Raw genomic sequence first — 17,012 nt, forward strand, 5'->3', positions numbered from 1 at the left:
ATTAGTGCTTCTCCGCCATCGCTTGTGCTGGGTGTTTTTTAAGGATTTGAAATGCAGGGTAAATTGCAGCAATAGTGCTAGCCAAAATCACAGCGACAACCGCCATCACATAATCATCTGTTGCGACGGAAGGATAGATTTGAGTATCAATACCAAAGCTTCCAAGCCCATCAGCCATCGCACCTAGAGAGAATCCATGTTGCCCAATCAATTCTACGAGTAATATACATAACCCAACACCCAGTGTTGCCCCACATAAGCCAAGCAATGTCGCTTCCAGCAAAATTAGGACAAATATCTTATGTTTTTGCATGCCAACGGCCATCAGAACGCCAAACTCTCGAGTGCGTTCAAACACCGACATCAGCATGATATTGATGATGCCAAATCCCATAGCAAGTACAAAAATCGACAAAATCACCTGATTACTAGTTTTCATCGAGCTGGTCATTGATGCAAGTAAAGGCTGAACTTGTTTCCAATCTCGAACTAGATTCTGGACAGAACTTTCACTTTGAAGCGCAGCAAGGGTCGAGGTTAACTGTTCTTGGTCGCCTACAACAATGGCTATCTCATGAGCGCCTTGCAGCCCGGCCAATTTCTCAAGGTCTGACTTTCTTACATAGAGGTTGTTATCATCAAAATTAGTGGATGGCGTTTTAAAGATCCCTTTCACTCTAAAAGCAGAACCTGCTACGTCACTGTTATGATCAGAAAAGGTAACGACGATTTTCGACCCCACCTTTAGTTGCAACCTATTCGCAGTTTGCTCGGAAACTAACGCAGGTTTTCTTGACGCTTTATCGAGCCATTCCCCTTGTATGATATGTTCAGATAACGGTGTGACTCGCTGCTCTTGGTCAATATCGATCCCATTAATCCTGATCCCACGGGTACTACGCGCCGAAGCAACCATCCCGTTAGCAATAAACCGGGCTGAATAGGCTTCAATATTCGATGTTTCAGCTAATTCAACTTGAAGGGATTCTAGATCTTTAATGTCTTTATTGATGTCTGGATTATCAATATACCCTTGGTTATGGATTTGAATATGGCTGGTTTGCCAAGCAATAGCATTACGTAACATGCTATCCATCAAACCTGTCATAAATGCGATCATCGCAATCACTCCAACGAGGCCAAACACCATTGCTCCTAGCATGATCCCAGTTCGCATCTTATTGCGCCATAGGTTACGCCATGCAAGCTTAAGCAGCATGAGCACCTCCTTTTAATGCAACCACAATATCAAGTAGACCTAAGCGAACTATCGGATAACTAAGACAAATCAACAGCATCAGCAACACGATCAATATCTGCTTGAGCACTAACATTGGTTTAACCAACAGCGGTAGAATGGGCTCGAAACCCGCTTCTCGCATTAGCTGAGCATTTTCACCAGTAAACTCTATCGGAAAAATCGAGAAGTAAGTTAGAACGGGAGCACTGACAAGTAAGCCTATCAACACACCAATAAAAGCCATCAGCAAGGATTCTACCGATACTAGGGTGATCAACTGTCGGCGAAGCATACCTGTTGCCAGCATCACCCCAAACTCTCGCTGACGCTCTAACGTCATCATTGCGATGGTAGCAAATAGACCGAAGCCAACCACACCATAAAGGATGTACATAAGAAAAATTCCACCTGCCTTATCCATCTGAATTTGCTGATAAAACTCTGGTGACAGTGTTTTCCAATCCTGCACACGAGCGTTGGGACTAAATTGCTGTTCGAGCAATGCAACAACCGCAGGCACTTGCTCCAAAGCATGAGTATGAACCACCCAGTGAGTCACTTGCTCATCGGTGCTATACAATTGTTTTGCAGCAGCAATCGGTAAATAGACGAGCTGGCTTTCCAGCTGGGGCATCGGAAAAGAAACAATGCCTTTGATAGTAAACAACCCTGCAGCGGTTTGACCACGATAACCTTGCCCATAAAGCACTAACTCATCGCCCACCGACAATTGCATGTGACGAGCAAAACTCTCTCCCACTAAAACTTGGTTATCCGATGCCAATAAGTAACTCCCAGCAACGATTTTGTCACTGAGTTTTGAATAAGCATCTTCTAACGCTGGTTCAATTCCCATGACCAAAACGCCTTTGGACTTATCATCCCCTGCTGCTAGTGCAAACGACTCAATGCGAGGAAGGAGATGAGAGACTTGAGGCAAACGCTTAATTTCAGACACAAACTGAGAATTGCCCGGAAGCAGATCATCAATGCTTTGGCTTTGCTTAAAATCAGGATGCTGGATTTGAATCAAACCAGTATAAAAGCGGGCATTATTGTCAATATTGGCGCTATAAGTACCCTCTTGAAGTGAGCGAGTAAATAACGACAGGAATAACGCCAGTGCTAACGCCGATGCCGTCAGCAATGTTCTTCGTTTTTGACGCCAGAGATTGCGCCAAGCAAGTTTTAACAGCATCCCTACTCCTTTACTGGGCTATTCTCTAAGCGTTTTCATTTGCGATTGTGAGAAAAACTCATCGCCGATGTCAAAATTGAACTGCGCTTGATGCGTTGTCATCTCTGTCTTGTGACCTGGCTTATCCGCAGGCTCCATCACCATTTTTGTGGCGAGTTTTCGCCCTCCAAGCTCCTTCACATCAAAGGTGCTCATGGTGTTCACCAGCTCATCAAACTCGTCATAAAACTCGACTTTTCTTTGCAAATAGTTCTGTTTAGAAATCCAAAGTTTCACTTTACTCCAGACAACAGGAGCATCGGGTTTAGCTTTTGCTTCAATCACATAAGTCGGTACACCATCGACTTCAGACTCAGGCAAAAACTGATGTTGATAGTCCACAACAATCGACGACTGATTAATCAAATCATCGTTAGTAAAATCTGAACCCATCCAGCTTTGTCCCAACATAGATGGAGCGATTTTAATCACTCGCTCAATACCCGGGATCCAGTTCCACATTTCACGATGGCGTTTAAGTGACGCTGTCCCTTTATCTTTAGCTGGAGCAGTAATCAACACCAAAGACAAATCTTGGTCTTTACTCCAACTTTTCATGCTCATGGTTCGAGTCCAATCGGGCCGAATAATGGTCATGGTCGATTCAATATAGCTGGAATCACCTCGCATTTGCTGGTCCGAACGTGAGACGACGTCTGTTGCGCTCATCGTCGCAAACGCATTCGAAGCCACAAAACACAGTGTGAGTAAATGAAACTTGCGCATAGTCATCCCTTGCAATAAATCTGATTATTAAGCCTAAACCTATTATGAGCATGTTTGCCTACCAAACATTGAGTTAAAGCTAAGATTTATCAAATAATAGGCATAAAAAATGGGCTCCTACCAAGGAGCCCATTTTTCGTAACTTAATCTAAAGATTAATCACGCAGTGATGCACCAAATTTCTCAGAAATATGTGCAACGATTGCGTCTACCGAACCTGCGATGTCAGCTTCTTCAAGCGTACGTTCAACAGATTGCAGAGTTAGAGCGATTGCCAGGCTCTTCTTGCCTTCTTCTACGCCTTTACCTACGTAAACGTCAAATAGCTTAGCGTCAGTTAAGAACTCACCACCCGCTTCTAGACATGCAGCAACGATGTCGCCAGAAGCAATTGCTTCGTCAGCTACCACTGCAATGTCACGACGGTTAGATGGGAACTTAGAGATCTGAACCGCTTCTGGGATCACTTTAGTGTTGATCGCAGACCACTCGATTTCGAACACGATAGTACGGCCGTTTAGACCAAACTTACGCTCAAGTTCTGGGTGAACAGTACCGATAACACCGACTTCTTTGCCATCTACGATGATTGCCGCACATTGGCCTGGGTGAAGTGCTGGGTGCTTCGCTGCTGCGAAAGAGTATGCTTTCTCGTTTGCAGACAGCTCAAGAATCGCTTCTAGGTCGCCTTTCAAGTCAAAGAAATCAACCGTGTTGGTTTCGATGTCCCAGTGCTCTTCACTGCGAGTACCTGCAATAACACCTGCAAGCATCGCTTCTTGGCGCATGCCGTTTTCTGCAGACTCACAAGGGATAAAACGTAGACCCTGTTCGAATAGACGAACACGTGGCTGTTGACGCTTTTGGTTGTGAACGACAGTGTTAAGCAGACCTTGGATAAGACCAAGACGCATCGCTGACATATCCGCAGAAATTGGGAATGGCAGAATTAGCGGCTCAACATCTGGCACGATAAGCTTTTGCTGCTCTGGCTCTACGAAGCTGTAAGTGATCGCTTCGTGATAACCGCGGTCAACAAGTAGGTCACGAACACGTTTTAGCGGAAGATTCGCTTCAACGTGGTTGTGCATCTTAAGAGTTGCAGCTGGGTGCTGGTTAGGAATGTTGTCGTAACCGTAGATACGACCCACTTCTTCAATTAGGTCTTGCTCGATAGCAATGTCGAAACGCCAAGTTGGAGCAGTCGCTGTCCAGCCTTCTGCTGTTACTTCTACTACCATACCTAGACGCTCTAAGATCTCTTTAACATCAGCATCTTCGATATGGTGACCAAGTAGAGAATCTAGCTTAGTACGACGTAGTGAAACTGTGTTTGCTGTTGGTAGGTCTGCTTGTGACTCTACGCCAACAACAGGTGCTACTTCACCACCACAAATTTCCACTAGAAGCTGAGTTGCACGCTCCATTGCGCTTGCTTGTAGTGCAAAGTCAACACCACGCTCAAAACGCATAGAAGAATCAGTGTGTAGACCGTAGCTACGAGCTCGACCACGGATGTGGTCAGGTGCGAAGAATGCACATTCTAGTAGCACGTCAGTTGTCTCAGTCGTTACACCAGACTCTTCACCACCAAAGATACCAGCGATTGCTAGTGCTTTGTTGTGGTCTGCGACTACTAGTGTATCTGCGTTTAGTTCAGCGATGTTGCCGTCTAGAAGAGTCAGCTTCTCGCCCTGCTCTGCCATACGAACTACAATACCACCTTCGATCTTCGCTAGATCAAACGCGTGCATTGGCTGACCTTGCTCTAGCAGCATGTAGTTAGTGATATCTACTACTGGATCGATAGAGCGGATACCACAACGGCGCAGTTTTTCTTGCATCCAAAGTGGAGTTTCAGCTTTAACGTTAACGTTCTTAACTACACGACCAAGGTAACGTGGACACGCAGCTGGCGCTTTCACTTCAATAGACACTTTGTCTTCGATAGAAGCTGCAACTGCTTCAACTGAAGGTTCAGTTACGTCAGCACGGTTTAGTACACCTACTTCACGCGCCATACCGCGGATGCTGAAACAGTCTGCACGGTTTGCTGTTAGATCTACGTCTACTGTTACGTCTTCAAGACCTAGGTACTCACGGAAATCTGTACCTAGCACAGCATCTTCAGTAAGTTCTAGGATACCGTCAGATTCTACGTCGATACCTAGCTCAGAGAATGAACAAAGCATACCGTGTGATGGTTGACCACGTAGTTTCGCTTTCTTGATCTTGAAGTCACCAGGAAGTACAGCACCAACGGTTGCAACAGCAACCTTGATGCCTAGGCGACAGTTAGATGCGCCACATACGATGTCTAGTAGCTCTTCGCCGCCAACATCAACTTTAGTGACACGTAGTTTGTCTGCGTCTGGGTGCTGAGCACACTCAACAACTTGACCCACTTTAACGCCAGTGAAAGTGCCAGCTACAGGAAGAACGTCGTCAACCTCTAGACCAGCCATAGTGATTTGGTGCGTAAGCTCGTCAGTAGATACTGAAGGGTTTACCCACTCACGAAGCCATGATTCGCTGAATTTCATTGTGATGAACCCTCTGGATTACTTGAACTGTTTTAGGAAACGAAGGTCGTTCTCGAAGAACGCACGAAGATCGTTTACGCCGTAACGAAGCATCGCTAGACGCTCGATACCGATACCAAACGCAAAGCCCGAGTATTTTTCAGGGTCAATACCAACACTGCGAAGTACATTTGGGTGCACCATGCCACAGCCAAGGATCTCCAACCACTTGCCATCTTTACGCTTAACGTCTACTTCCATTGAAGGCTCAGTGAATGGGAAGTATGAAGGACGGTAGCGAACTTCTAGGTCTTCTTCGAAGAAGTTGGTTAGGAAGTCGTGCAGAATACCTTTAAGTTGAGCAAAGTTTACGTTTTCGTCTACTAGCATGCCTTCCACTTGGTGGAACATTGGGGTATGAGTTTGGTCGTAGTCGTTACGGTAAACACGGCCCGGTGCGATGAAACGGAATGGTGGTTTGCCATTTTCCATCGTACGGATCTGAACACCAGATGTGTGCGTACGCAGCATAAGATCTGGGTTAAAGAAGAAGGTGTCGTGGTCAGTACGCGCTGGGTGATCTTCTGCGATGTTTAGTGCATCAAAGTTGTGGAATGCATCTTCAATCTCAGGACCAGACTCAGTGCTAAAGCCTAGCTCACCAAAGAACTGTTCAATACGCTCAACAGTACGAGTAACAGGGTGTAGACCACCGTTCTCGATACGACGACCTGGCATAGTGACGTCGATCGTTTCTGCTGCTAGCTTCGCTTCAAGCTCTGCACGTTGTAGTGCGTCTTTGCGAGCCGCGATAGCTTGCTGAACAACGCCTTTCGCTTTGTTGATCTCTTGACCAGCGGTGCGACGCTCTTCTGGTGGTAGTTTGCCTAGGCTTTGAAGCTGAGCGGTTAGCTCACCTTTTTTACCTAGATACTGAACACGCACTTCATCAAGTGCGACTAGCGACTCAGCAGCGTCAATCGCTGCGCCCGCATTAGCAATGATCTCTTCTAGATGTTGCATCGTTTCCTCATCTACCTGGTGGTAGCGTCCATAAGGGTCCCGTTAGGGATTATTGGTATTTTTCGAATAGTCGTACATAGTAATCAAACCGACCAATAAAGCCAAATTGAAATGTAAATTGAATGGCTTATTGATTAAAAGAAGTGCGAATTTATGCAATCTCAGGCGATAGACGCTCTGAAACTGCATAAATTTCGATTGAGAGTTAGCACGCGGAGGCTCTGCCAAGAACTTTAGATGCAGACTAGGCTTGAATGCACACAACTCGATTCCTGCCTTCAAGCTTTGCTTGATAGACACTTCGATCAGCGGTTTTAATTAAGGATTCATAATTGAGATGGGCGGTGGTTCGATAAGCAACGCCAACACTGATACTTCCCTGCCACGGCTCCCCTCCTGTCTCAACTCGTAGAGCTTTAACTTTGTCCAAGGTTTTTTGAGCGATAATCATGCCACCAGCTAGACTAGTTTCCGGGCAAAGCACCAAAAACTCATCCCCACCTAATCGGCAAACAATATCGTCATTTCGAAACGAATCTCTAAGCGTTAACGCCAATTGTTTGAGTACAGCGTCACCAGCGTCGTGCCCATAAGTATCATTGATCGTTTTGAAGTGGTCTGCGTCAATCATGATGCAGACGAGTGGCATCTCAGTTTCCCAGTACTGCCTTAAAGTGCGGATTGCTCGCCTGCGATTAGGTAGTTTAGTAAGAGAGTCTGTGAAAGAAAGCTCTTCGAGCTGACGGTTTGCATCTGATAGTTCTTTAGTTCGGCTAGCGACTTTCTCTTCCAGTGAACGATTTAACGTCACTAGCAATTTGTTACGTGCCGAGACTTGCTCAAACAAGCCGTTGAGCGCATTAAGTAGCGGCTCTGTGGAACTGTCTCTTTTTCTCTCATTGGCCTCATACGCCTGAGTTGGTGACATTCCTTTTTTTATCGCCTCGATTTGTCGTGCCATATTTTGATCTGAGCCGAGTATGTGGTACGCCAGCCAATGGATCAAAAAGTCGAGCAACTGCTCCGATGCTTTGCCATCTTCTAGATCAATCAAGCTTCGCATTGAAGAAATATCTGAAATAAAGTTTCGGTGGAGTTTTTGGTGAGGTTCGATATGTCTTTGATCGATGTTATAAAGCGCCATTAACGCTTCTTCTTCTTTAAAGTGAAACACCGCATAATCGGCCAGTTCCGACAAGGCAACGTGAACATCCTCAGGACTCAGCGAGTTTTCCGCAATGAGCTGTCCATATCGGTTGATAAATCCGACCAGATACTGATGCTGTTCATCAACATCGTCTAGACCTGTTATGTAGTTTGCATCCCAGATGAATGATTTCATTTAATTTCGTGTTCCGCCAAATGCTCATAAATAAAGTGGGTATGATTACATCGGCATTTATAACGTAAATATATGATTAAAACTGATGTATAGCTCAAATTGACCCAGTTCAAGCTAAAAATTTATTAAGACTTTCTGGCATATTAGCGTTTTGTAATCTATATATTAAAGGGTAGCTAGCTACAGTCTTACTCGCATAGAGCCTCCTTTTTGGGAGGCTTTTTTTGTTTTCGTCTTCATCCTCCCAAACTAATTTTTTGATGAAAATTATCTTCCAGCACAATCCAAGACACACCTCACATTTAGAGGGATGACTTCTCATCTCCCCCTCTACTCCTCATACAAATTAATCGTGGACGTAGAACCAGTTTAGTTGCGAGTGATATCTCGATCGGGGCAAAAAACAACCAATTATTCGTGAACAATTTCACTCTCAGACAAAATTTAAAACTCGTAAAAAACTAAGTAGTGCGAGCTCACACTATGCTGGTCATCACCCGTATTAGCATCGTTTTTGACACTTTTCAGGTGACTACAAGTCGCCGCTATATTAACTAAAACATGGAATTGTGAAACGTGGACAAAAAAACTTTCAAACTAAGCATGTTAGCCAAGGCAATGGTGCCTGTACTGACTGTTGCAATGCTATCAGGGTGCGGTTCTAGTGATGACGACACTTCAGTCGACCCCGTAAACAAACTTGTCGATGGACTTTATCAAGCTAAAGACAATGAAGTCGTAATCTACTATAAACGCGACAGTGATGTGTCGACTCAAGCTGACTTAGGTGAGTACAACGGCTGGGGCTTGCACCTTTGGAATGGTGAAGGTTGTACTAGCCTTGATTTAGAAGCGATGAACATCGGAAGCTCAGGTACAGATTGGAATTCACCTCGTTTAGCAGACGGCGTCAGTGACGTTTATGGCGCTTACTACGTATTAACATTCGACCCAGACGCATCAGATCCGCATAAATGTATCAACTACATCCTTCACAAAGGCGACGAAAAAGCGTTTGGTAGTGCTAACCATAAAGTGAGCCTAACTCAACTAGGCGATTCAAAAGGGGTATTTGGATTCCACGGTAGTAGTGAGACATTCTACAAACCAATCGCAGAGCGCCCTGTTGCCATTGATGGCCAAAAAGCGCACTGGTTAGATGCTGAAACCATCGTATGGGAAGCCGCCGCATCTGCGTCTGTCGACAAGATCGTCCTTATTCATGACAAACAAGCGGGCATCAAGCTAGATGAAGAAACGAAAACTATCAGCGGCGGTGAGACAATAGACCTCAGCACAGGCACCTTCTCTGACGAACTTAAATCTCGTTACCCACACCTTGCTGGGCTGTCTGGTATTAGTGTAGATCTCACTCAAGAACAACTTCGAGATGTACTTAAATCGCAACTAGTGATGGCTGCGTACAAAGAAAATGGTGACCTGTTTGCAGCAACAGAAATTCAGAAACCAGGTGTTCTCGATGCGGTCTTCGTAGAAGAAGGCAAAGCAATCGACGAAGAGCTTGGTGCGGTTGTCCAAGGTAATGATGCGACCTTCAAAGTTTGGGCACCTACTGCTCAAAGTGTAAAACTAGTTATTTTTGACGCAGATAAGAAAGAAGTTTCTCGTACAGAAATGACTGAATCTGTAACAACTGGGGTTTGGTCTTTAGATGCGTCTGGCGTATTAAACCAATTCTACCTGTATGAAGTAACGGTTTATCACCCAACTACTGGCAAAGTTGAAACTTACGAAGTTACCGACCCATACTCTCTTAGCCTTTCTGCTAACTCTCAATACTCACAAGTAGTTGACCTAGCGACCGATACCTCTCTAATGCCAACAGATTGGGATCAATACCAAAGACCAGAAACTAAGAAAGATGAAGATCATGTATTATATGAATCCCATCTACGCGACTTTAGTTTCAGCGACAAGTTGGGCAGCGCAGAACTTAACGGTAAGTACCTAGCACTAACTGAAGAAGAGCGCGAATCGGTCAAACACCTTAAAGAACTTCAAGAAGCTGGCCTAAGCACGCTGCATATTCTCCCTGCATTTGACATAGCGACCGTTGATGAAACTAAGTCGGTAGATATCAACGACACTGTCGCCGATCTTTGTGCGCTGAAATCTGATGCTGCGGTATGTAGCAGCGAAGATGGCAGCAAAGTTATTGAAGATGTCCTTGAAAGCTACGATGCGTCAACTGGTGATGCACAGGCCCTGATGAACGACCTACGTATGCTAGATAGCTTCAACTGGGGTTACGATCCATACCACTACACGGTGCCAGAAGGCAGCTATGCGACAGATGCTGAAGGTTCTAAGCGTATCCTTGAGTTCCGCCAAATGGTCAAAGCAACCCATGATATGGGGCTTAAGTTGGTAATGGATGTTGTATACAACCACACCAACGCATCAGGCGTAAACGAAAAGTCCGTCTTAGATAAGATTGTTCCTGGATACTACCACCGTCTAAACGCCAATACAGGTGGTGTTGAAAACTCAACGTGCTGTGACAACACAGCAACTGAAAACAAGATGATGGGTAAACTAATGGTTGACTCATTGAAGGTTTGGGCGAAGGAGTACAAAGTTGACGGCTTCCGCTTTGACTTAATGGGACATCAGCCTAAAGACCTTATGGTTGAAGCACTTGCAGAAGTACGCAAGATCGATGAAGACACCCTATTCTATGGCGAAGGTTGGGATTTTGGTGAGGTTTCCAATAACGCTCGCTTCACTCAATCCACCCAAATCAACATGGCTGGTACTGAAATCGGCACATTCTCTGACCGCCTACGTGACGCAGTTCGTGGTGGTAGCCCGTTTGATGGTGGTGAAACCATTCGCAAGAACCAAGGTTTTGGTAACGCAGCATTCATCAATGAACTTGTTACTGAAGATAGCGATCGCACGACTGCAATGCTTCACAACCAAGATTTGGTTCGTCTAGGGATGGCGGGTAACCTTGCTGATTACGTGATGTTAGACTCTCAAGGCAATACTAAGCTAGGTAAGAACGTTGATTATAACGGAGCTCCAGCGGGTTATACTAAACACCCTTCTGAGAACATTTCTTATGTATCTAAGCACGATAACCAAACGCTATGGGATAACAATGCGTATAAGATTGCGGAAGGTACTTCTTCAGCAAACCGAGCTCGCATGCAAACAGTATCTCTTTCAACAGTGATGCTGGGCCAGGGTATTCCGTTTATCCACATGGGCTCTGAACTTCTACGTTCTAAGTCAATGCAACGTGACTCATACGATTCAGGTGATTGGTTCAACCGAGTAATGTTTGATGGCTCAGACAACAACTGGAACGTTGGCTTACCTCGTGAAGACAAAGACGGTTCTAACTGGGAACTAATCAAGAAAATCATCGCTGATAGCTCGGCAATGCCAAGCGAAAGTGATATTGCACTGACAAAAGCTCAATTCCTAGATCTAATGAAGATCCGCAGTGATTCTGAACTGTTCCGTCTTGACACCGCAGAAGAAGTCATGAACCGCGTTGATTTCCGTAATGTAGGTAAAGGTCAGACCGAAGGTCTTATCGTAATGACAATTGATGATGGCACGTCAGCAGGAAAAGACTTAGATACCAAGTACGATGCTATCACTGTAGTGATTAACTCTACTGCGACCACACAAGACTTTGAAGTGACCGGAGCAACAGGTTTTGAACTGCATGAAGTTCAAAAAGCTTCTGAAGACACCACGGTTCAAGAAGCCACGTTCAGTGAAGGGACCTTCTCTGTTCCGGCTCTAACAACTGCTGTGTTTGTTCAGCCTCAGAACGGATCTCAAGGTATTGGTTTAGCTGTTGATAAGTCGAACAAAGATGTTTCAAGCATCCCTCCTTACGGCGACACCACTGTATTTGTCAAAGGACAAATGAATGGATGGGCGGACAACGATGCTTGGGCAACAAAGTTCATTGGAAACGGTATTTACTCGCTAACAGCTTTCTTAGAAGCTGGTGACTACGAGTTCAAATTCCACGGTGGTGAATGGTTAGGCTGTCAAAACTCAACTCAAGCAAAAGATTCGCTTGATTTAGGTACTGGCGACAACTGTAAGTTGAGTGTTGCAGAAGCAGGTAATTTCAATTTCACCTTAAATGCATCTCACGCCCAGTCAGGTGAAGGCAAAGCTGAATTATCAGTCGTTACTGCACCAGATGTTGCACCTTTCGGCGACTATGACCTATATCTGCGCGGCACTATTACAGACGCAAGCTGGGGAGCTATTGAGTCGGCTAAGTTCTCGTACGCTGGTAATAACGTATATGAACTAACCGTAGATCTTAAAGCTGGAACACATCAGATGAAGATCGCCGATGATAACTGGGGTGATGACACAAACTTCGGTGGTGATACTGCTATCACAAGTCTAGGTGGTGACTATAAAATGACCGTGGGTGGTGGTAGTAAAGACATCGCTATCACTCTACCTCAAGATGGTAGCTATTCATTTAGCCTCAATGCCAAAGACAAGAGTGCTCCAGTACTAACTGTGACACAAAATTAAGAGTTAGAGTTCTTAATCAAAAGGAGAAGCATCGTGCTTCTCCTTTTTTATTCATCGTTTCATCCCTGGTCAGGTAACGAGTATCAATATTAAATAAAAAAGGCAGCTTGCGCTGCCTTTCAATACATATATACAGTACCTACTCAACATCAACAGGTAAGGTCTGCTTAACATAACTCCCCGGCGCAGTATCAAGCACTGGGTGTTGCTCAGAGCCAGCACTATAAGCAGGAACTTGCTCATCTGGGATAAATTGCTGTAGCCAATTATCCCAATGTCCCCACCAAGAGCCTTCATTATGTTTTGCACTTTCTAGCCACGAATCTGCACTGCCATCGAGCTTATCATTCACCCAAAAACCGTATTTGTTTTTTGACGGATGATTAACGATACCGGCAATGTGTCCAGAGCCACCAAGCACGAAGGTTTTCTTACCGCCAACAGCCTGCGCACCACGATAGGTGCCTTGCCATAGAGCAATATGATCTTCTTTAGTCGAGATGAAGTAAGTGGGTACATTGATCTTATTCAGATCAATCCATACACCACCAATTTTTACGCCTTTGTCCTGAACCAACTTATTGTTGAGATACAACTCTCGCAGCATAAAGTTAATGCAAGATGCACTGACGTTGGTACTATCGCTGTTCCAGTACAATAGGTCAAAATCGACCGGACTTTTACCTTTCAAGTAGTTATCTATGTAGTAGTTCCAGTACAGGCTGTTTTCACGCAGCAAACTGAACGTAACACTCATAGAACGACCATCAAGATACCCTAACGCTTTGGTTTGTGCTTCCATCGCATCTATCAAAGAATCGTTGATATAGACGCCAACCTCTCCCGGCTGAGAGAAATCAAGCAATGTCGTGAAGAGTGTTGCAGACTTGATGCGCTTTTTCATCCGCTTGGCAGCGTAGTAAGCAACCGTACTCGCCAGTACTGTGCCACCTATGCAATAGCCTGCAGCGTTGATCTGCTCTTGACCGGTGATTTCTTCGATGGCAGAAACGGCCTTGACCACACCTTCAGTAACATAGTCACCAAACTCAACGGCAGCTTGTTCTTTGCCTGGATTACGCCATGAAATCAAAAATACAGGGTGACCTTGTTCAAGTAACCAACGAACCATAGAGTTCTTAGGTGACAGATCAAGAATGTAGTATTTATTGATGAAAGGCGGAACGATTAGCAATGGCGTTGCATGTACTTGCTCGGTTAATGGCTTGTACTGAATAAGCTCAAACAGCTCATTCTTAAACACCACGTCACCTTCGGTCGTCGCAACGTTCTGACCAAGTTGGAAGTTTTCCGAGTTCGTCATGCGAATTTTGACGATATCGGCACTGCTCTCGACGTCTTCCTTAAACTGCTCTAAACCCGCAACCAAGTTTTCCCCATTTTGCTCCATGGTTAATTTTAGTAACTCTGGGTTGGTGGCAATATAATTGGAAGGTGAGAGAGCATTGATGGTCTGTCGAGAGAAGAAGGCTAAGCGCTCTTTACTCTTTTCATCCAGACCTTCGATCGAGTTGATAGTATCTAAATAGGTTTTACTAAACAGCAAATAGGATTGCTTAATAAAACTATACATTGCCTCGGATTGCCAAGACTCATCAGCAAAACGCTTATCCCCTTTTTCAGCATCTATCACATTCTCGGCACTACCGTTTAATGCGACATTTTGCCAAATTTGCATCTGCTGTTCCCACCACTGGACTTGCATGTTAAGCATAGACATCGGCTGATTCGCCGCATGCTCAAACATCTGCTTTGTGTCTTCTACATTAAGTTCTTGCAGTGCTTTATGGAGAGGGGAAGCCATGGCTACCTTATTTTCTTCAAGGCTGTTTAACCATTGCATGTTAGATTCTTGAAGCTTGACAAGGTAGTCCGAGAAGAAGTTTTGAAACATAGTATTTCTCCTTCAATCGGAAAAACGCCGCCTTTTTCAAGGCGGCGTAATTTCACCGGTTGGTTAAGCCACTGTAGTCGCTTTCACGTTTTCAGTCGCAAGTTGCTCCAAGTCTTCTTTAAACTCTTTCGCAGCTGCTTGTAGCTTATTGCTGTCGTCAAGCATTTGCTGTGAAAGCTTCGCCAACGCATCAAGTTGTTGGCTATTAAATGAAGTTAGTGATGTAACATCTTTCACTTCACTTGCCGCTTTCATTTGAGTCAAACCTAGTTCGCTGTAGGATTTCACTGCATTCACTTGAAGCTCAGTAAGAATCTCAACATTCTTAGCGACTAGCTTGTTGTACTTCACGTACGGTGCAAATGTCTTTTCAGTTTGATCAGTAAATGTTTTGAAAAAATCCGTGTACATAATTATTTCTCCTAGATTAAAAAAATTAGTCGCTGTTAAATTTACGCAATAGCTTTCACTACAATCGCCGTGCCCATACCGCCACCGACACACAACGATGCAACACCATAGCCTGAAGAACGCTTATGCATCTCATGGATCAGGCTCACTAAAATACGGTTACCAGAAGCCCCAAGAGGATGACCAAGCGCAATGGCACCACCATTCACATTGGCTTTGTCTGCAATTGACTCTGGAGCAACATTAAACTCTTGCGCTAACAGGCGAATCACACCGAGCGCTTGCGCTGCAAAGGCTTCATTAAGTTCAAATAAATCAACATCGCTCAGATTTAAGTCAGCTTTCTGCAGTGCTTTGGCAACTGCTTCCACAGGCCCAAGGCCCATGATTCTAGGAGCCAATCCTGATTGAGCGTAAGAAACAACCTCAGCAATCGGTTTTAACCCATATTGCTCAATGGCCGTTTGTGAGGCCAAGATGACCATACTTGCGCCATCGTTAATGCCTGAGGCATTGCCCGCAGTGACAGACCCTTCTCTATCGAAAGCAGGTCTCAAACGCTGCAAACCTTCTAGCGTGGCATCTGTTTTAGGGTATTCATCTTGGTCGAAGAGGATGGTTTCGCGACGTTTTTTGACCTCAACGGGTACAATTTCCGCATCAAACCTCCCAGCTTCTAGTGCTGCGGTTGCTTTTTTCTGGCTTGCCAGTGCATAGGCGTCTTGATCTTCTCGATTGATCTCTACTTCCTTGGCAATATTTTCCGCCGTCACACCCATGTGGTATTGATTAAAGTGATCGGTAAGCCCATCGTTGATTAGTAGATCAGTGAGCTGTGAGTGACCCATTCGTTGACCATCACGCATGGTTGACACTGCAAACGGTATTTGCGACATCACTTCAACACCACCCGCCACGACAATTTCAGCGTCCCCACTACGAATGTGAGACACGCCATCCATGACGGTTTTCATGCCACTACCACACACCATATTGACGCAGTAAGCGGGGACACTTTCTGGTACGCCTGCCCCAATAGATGCTTGACGAGCAACATTCATACCCTGCCCTGCTCCTACGACGTTGCCAACAATGACTTCATCAACATTGGCAGGGTTTAGGTCTGCGGACTCAAGCGCTCCTTTAATGGCCAGTGCCGCTAGATCACCGGCTGATACGTCTTTAAGTGTTCCACCAAATGCACCAATTGGCGTACGTTTCGCGGCTACGATATATACTTTTTCCATCATGAATCTCCTAGTGCATGTGTAGGCCGCCGTTCACCGACAGCGTTTCACCTGTAATATATGCACCAGAGTCACTGGCTAAGAATGCGACCGCACTTGCGATTTCCTCTGGTGTGGCCATGCGTTTCATAGGAATTTGGCTTTTTATCGACTCAAGAACTTCTTCTTTCATCTCTTCAACCATAGGAGTCGCTGTATACCCTGGAGCAACAGCATTCACTGTGACTCCATTTCGCGCACCTTCTTGTGCTAAAGCTTTGGTAAATCCAAGCATTCCAGCTTTTGCAGCGGAATAATTCGTTTGACCAAACTGCCCTTTAATTCCATTAACGGATGAGATATTAATGACTCGACAGTTACCTTTCTCACACATTGCTGCAAATAGTGGTTGCGTTACATTAAATAAACTCGTCAGATTTGTAGAAATAACATCATTCCAATTATCTGCTGTCATCTTTTTAAACGTCGCATCACGAGTAATACCTGCATTATTAACTAACACATCGATAGTGCCTTCTTCTTCAAGAAGTTTCGCTAAACGTTCAGCGCACTCTTGAGTATTTGTAACATCCAATTCAAACAGTCTGACCTGTTCTTCTGTGAAGCCTTTAGACTCAAACCACTTGCGAGCACAATCATGTGCACCGGTGAAGTATGTAGCAACAATGCGGTAGCCATCACTGACTAATTGAGACGAGATTGCAGAACCGATCCCACCTTTGGAACCAGTGATTAAAGCAACTTTTTTCATTCGAAACTATCCTTAGCTTTTACAATAAATTTAAACAAAACTTATTGGCAACCAAG

The 17,012-nt window shown here is 44.9% G+C and carries 11 protein-coding genes; 1 reads left to right on the forward strand and 10 read right to left on the reverse strand.

Annotated features, from left to right (window positions below):
* Position 1: 1 nt before the first annotated feature.
* From J4N39_RS07645 to J4N39_RS07670, 6 genes are all read right to left on the reverse strand, one after another.
* The gene (locus J4N39_RS07645; RefSeq protein ID WP_252017704.1) at positions 2-1,219 is read right to left on the reverse strand and encodes an ABC transporter permease; all 1,218 of its coding nucleotides are present in this window, start codon (positions 1,217-1,219) and stop codon (positions 2-4) included.
* Positions 1,209-2,438 (reverse strand): ABC transporter permease, encoded by a 1,230-nt coding sequence (locus J4N39_RS07650; protein WP_252017706.1) that lies wholly within the window; start codon positions 2,436-2,438, stop codon positions 1,209-1,211. The genes J4N39_RS07645 and J4N39_RS07650 overlap by 11 nt, the downstream gene beginning before the upstream one ends.
* An 18-nt stretch (positions 2,439-2,456) precedes the next feature.
* The gene (locus tag J4N39_RS07655) at positions 2,457-3,203 is read right to left on the reverse strand and encodes an outer membrane lipoprotein-sorting protein (protein ID WP_252017708.1); all 747 of its coding nucleotides are present in this window, start codon (positions 3,201-3,203) and stop codon (positions 2,457-2,459) included.
* A gap of 155 nt (positions 3,204-3,358) precedes the next feature.
* On the reverse strand, positions 3,359-5,746 hold the full coding sequence (gene pheT / locus J4N39_RS07660) for a phenylalanine--tRNA ligase subunit beta (RefSeq protein WP_252017710.1): 2,388 nt from the start codon (positions 5,744-5,746) through the stop codon (positions 3,359-3,361).
* Positions 5,747-5,764: 18 nt separating this feature from the next.
* Complete coding sequence (gene pheS / locus J4N39_RS07665; RefSeq protein WP_252017712.1) at positions 5,765-6,748, reverse strand: phenylalanine--tRNA ligase subunit alpha; 984 nt, start codon at positions 6,746-6,748, stop codon at positions 5,765-5,767.
* 244 nt (positions 6,749-6,992) lie between these two features.
* A complete protein-coding gene (locus J4N39_RS07670; protein WP_252017714.1) occupies positions 6,993-8,090 on the reverse strand; it encodes a sensor domain-containing diguanylate cyclase in 1,098 nt (365 codons plus the stop codon).
* 576 nt (positions 8,091-8,666) lie between these two features.
* Between J4N39_RS07670 and pulA the strand changes: the two genes are divergently transcribed.
* Complete coding sequence (pulA, locus tag J4N39_RS07675) at positions 8,667-12,632, forward strand: pullulanase-type alpha-1,6-glucosidase (protein WP_252017716.1); 3,966 nt, start codon at positions 8,667-8,669, stop codon at positions 12,630-12,632.
* 139 nt (positions 12,633-12,771) lie between these two features.
* Here pulA and phaC read toward each other — a convergent pair whose 3' ends face one another.
* The 4 genes from phaC to J4N39_RS07695 form a co-directional block, all read right to left on the reverse strand.
* Entirely contained in the window at positions 12,772-14,547 is a 1,776-nt protein-coding gene (gene phaC / locus J4N39_RS07680; protein ID WP_252017718.1) for a class I poly(R)-hydroxyalkanoic acid synthase, read from the reverse strand.
* Between the two features lie 63 nt (positions 14,548-14,610).
* The gene (locus tag J4N39_RS07685) at positions 14,611-14,958 is read right to left on the reverse strand and encodes a phasin family protein (protein ID WP_252017720.1); all 348 of its coding nucleotides are present in this window, start codon (positions 14,956-14,958) and stop codon (positions 14,611-14,613) included.
* A gap of 41 nt (positions 14,959-14,999) precedes the next feature.
* The gene (locus J4N39_RS07690) at positions 15,000-16,205 is read right to left on the reverse strand and encodes an acetyl-CoA C-acetyltransferase (RefSeq protein WP_252023663.1); all 1,206 of its coding nucleotides are present in this window, start codon (positions 16,203-16,205) and stop codon (positions 15,000-15,002) included.
* Positions 16,206-16,215: 10 nt separating this feature from the next.
* Positions 16,216-16,956, reverse strand: coding sequence for an SDR family oxidoreductase (locus J4N39_RS07695; RefSeq protein WP_252017722.1), 741 nt, complete (start codon positions 16,954-16,956; stop codon positions 16,216-16,218).
* Between the last annotated feature and the right edge of the window lie 56 nt (positions 16,957-17,012).

It is taken from the genome of Vibrio sp. SCSIO 43136, assembly GCF_023716565.1.
Taxonomy (GTDB): Bacteria; Pseudomonadota; Gammaproteobacteria; order Enterobacterales; family Vibrionaceae; genus Vibrio.